The following is a 1,752-nucleotide window of genomic DNA, read 5'->3' on the forward strand; positions in this document are numbered from 1 at the left end:
CCGAGAAGCGCCGCGCCGAGGGCAAAACTGATAAAGAAATCCGGCGTTGCGTCAAGCGCTTCCTAGCCCGACGCGTGTTCAGAATTCTGATGGCTTCAGCTCAGGCGAAAAAGGTGCAGGAAGCGGCTTGACAGACATAGAAGAGTCGATCGCTAGAACTCGCCCCACAAGCTTTGTACACACGTTAAAGCAAAAACCCCTCTGACGAGGGGGAATGCTGTGCCCGAGGTGTGACTCGAACCGGCTTCCGGGCCTTGCAAACAGTGAGAACTCCAGAAAACATGCCGAGTACGGCCCAGTCCGGCCCCGGTACGGCCGAGTCCGACGGCAAGGGTGTGCACATTGTGCACACCCCCTTCCTGACCAACATAAGCAACAAACGGCGACTACCGCACTCCGCAACGCGGCAATTGCGCGTTCGTCGCCGCGTTTGTAAGGCGAAGCTCAGGGCCCTCGCTGGAGGTTAGCTCCGCTTAGCGTCGACGGGTCTTCGACTAGAGGCCTCGTTCGCCTTAGAAGCAGAGGCTTCATCATCGTCTCCGTAGTCGAAAAGTTGAAGGCTACCGACGGCAAGAAGGCCGCCACCAAACAACCCGACGATGGCTGCTCCGATGAAAGCTGGCCACCAGATGAGGCCCCACGCGATGCACGCGTAGACCAACGCGCCGGTCGTCAAAGCGATGAGCACAAACGCTGTAACGTTCCCGCCTTTTACCTTTCGCTTCCCCTTCCGCATGAGCGCGGCGGAATAGCGAGCAGCTTCGAACTCGATGAGCCTCTGGATTGGCGCCCTAGTCGACTCTGGCAGAGTGTCGTGAAGTTTAGCATGCAGCTTCATGGAGCGCACAGCCGCGGGGTCCTGGCGGCCACTTCGCAGCTTTATCCATAGCCCTCCAAGTGGGACTATTACGCCGCCGACAATGCCACCGATCAGTGGGGCAAATTTCTGGAACCACGCAATATAATCATCCACCGGCCAATCATATTGGGAAGCCTGGTGTACTATCCCACGACGGCCATTCTTACGCGAGAGAAAGTCGCGCGCCGCCCGGTTCCTCGCCGCTCTGGGACACCGATCAGAACGAGCATCAGCGTGCGCGGCAATAGGACTCAAAGTCTGCCTGTTCCTCTCCGGATTGGCGGCCTGGACCACCCGCCGTCGCGCGCCTCCTAGGACCGCAAACGCGCCTAAGGCTAACGCCACTGTGAGTCTTGATGTGGCTGGCCTGGGACTGGCTGCCAGGGCTGGTGCTGGATACCCTCCGGAGTCTCCCCCACCAGTTCCGCAATAGAGTCCGATCCCGGGACGCGACCGAACGAAACTACCCCAAGCGCCAACGATGTCGTCTCGTGGGAGCTCGTAAGGATTCGGCCGCCAAGAGGCACAGCCTCATGATAGACACCCTGCACCTGCTCCTATGTACCTTGCGAGGCCTTCGCCGGAGGACCTCATGTTGCTTGGAATCACTGGACATTAGTCGAGCAAGCCCAAGCCCAGCCGCTCGATCATAAGTACCACTCGATCATAAGTACCACTCGATCATAAGTACCACTCGATCATAAGTACCACTCGATCATAAGTACCACTCGATCATAAGTACCACTCGATGATAAGTACCACTCGATCATAAGTACCACTCGATCATAAGTACCACTCGATCATAAGTACCACTCGATCATAAGTACCACTCGATCATAAGTACCACTCGATCATAAGTACCACTCGATCATAAGTACCACTCGATCATAAGT

At 56.8% G+C, this 1,752-nt stretch carries 1 protein-coding gene and 1 pseudogene; one reads left to right on the top strand and one right to left on the bottom strand.

Going from position 1 to position 1,752, the window contains the following annotated elements:
* Positions 1-131 (top strand): annotated as a pseudogene (locus AB4Z38_RS25535) (IS110 family transposase); the annotation flags it as partial.
* 332 nt (positions 132-463) lie between these two features.
* Here the strand turns inward: AB4Z38_RS25535 and AB4Z38_RS25540 are convergent.
* Positions 464-973 (bottom strand): hypothetical protein, encoded by a 510-nt coding sequence (locus AB4Z38_RS25540; RefSeq protein WP_441432310.1) that lies wholly within the window; start codon positions 971-973, stop codon positions 464-466.
* Positions 974-1,752 lie beyond the last annotated feature (779 nt).

This window comes from Arthrobacter sp. 2RAF6, assembly GCF_052115205.1.
GTDB lineage: Bacteria > Actinomycetota > Actinomycetes > Actinomycetales > Micrococcaceae > Arthrobacter.